Source organism: Bacillus sp. EKM206B (assembly GCF_011066015.1).
In the GTDB taxonomy this organism is placed as follows: Bacteria; Bacillota; Bacilli; order Bacillales; family Bacillaceae; genus Bacillus; species Bacillus velezensis.
Genome location: NZ_JAAMNL010000030.1, coordinates 1 through 664, shown reverse-complemented (window position 1 = coordinate 664; position 664 = coordinate 1). Strand labels below are relative to the sequence as shown.

The following is a 664-nucleotide window of genomic DNA, read 5'->3' as shown; positions in this document are numbered from 1 at the left end:
AACACGGAAGTTAAGCTCTTCAGCGCCGATGGTAGTCGGGGGTTTCCCCCTGTGAGAGTAGGACGCCGCCAAGCCATTACACGCAAGTGTAATATACGGAGGATTAGCTCAGCTGGGAGAGCATCTGCCTTACAAGCAGAGGGTCGGCGGTTCGAGCCCGTCATCCTCCACCATTCCTATCATACATAAGTTGGCGTATTAAGCCGGTGTAGCTCAATTGGTAGAGCAACTGACTTGTAATCAGTAGGTTGGGGGTTCAAGTCCTCTTGCCGGCACCACCTTTATATGTTATACTATATAAGTCTCTTGTAATAAGAGCCATTAGCTCAGTTGGTAGAGCATCTGACTTTTAATCAGAGGGTCGAAGGTTCGAGTCCTTCATGGCTCACCATGTTTTTCTTGCGGATGTGGCGGAATTGGCAGACGCGCTAGAATCAGGCTCTAGTGTCTTTACAGACGTGGGGGTTCAAGTCCCTTCATCCGCATTGCCAAACGCGGAAGTAGTTCAGTGGTAGAACATCACCTTGCCAAGGTGGGGGTCGCGGGTTCGAATCCCGTCTTCCGCTCCAACTATACTATACCATCCATGCCGGGGTGGTGGAATTGGCAGACACACAGGACTTAAAATCCTGCGGTAGGTGACTACCGTGCCGGTTCAAGTCCG

At 51.1% G+C, this 664-nt stretch carries 5 tRNA genes and 1 rRNA gene; all 6 read left to right on the top strand.

Annotation, left to right across the window (positions count from 1 at the left end):
- Nucleotides 1–74: ribosomal RNA gene (gene rrf / locus G9F50_RS20905) — 5S ribosomal RNA — on the top strand; the annotation flags it as partial.
- A gap of 23 nt (nucleotides 75–97) precedes the next feature.
- Nucleotides 98–173, top strand: a tRNA-Val gene (locus G9F50_RS20240).
- A 29-nt stretch (nucleotides 174–202) separates the two neighbouring features.
- Nucleotides 203–278, top strand: a tRNA-Thr gene (locus G9F50_RS20235).
- Nucleotides 279–315: 37 nt separating this feature from the next.
- Nucleotides 316–391 (top strand) — tRNA-Lys (locus G9F50_RS20230).
- Nucleotides 392–401: 10 nt separating this feature from the next.
- Nucleotides 402–485: transfer RNA gene (locus tag G9F50_RS20225), tRNA-Leu, on the top strand.
- 9 nt (nucleotides 486–494) lie between these two features.
- Nucleotides 495–569: transfer RNA gene (locus tag G9F50_RS20220), tRNA-Gly, on the top strand.
- Nucleotides 570–664: the final 95 nt, after the last annotated feature.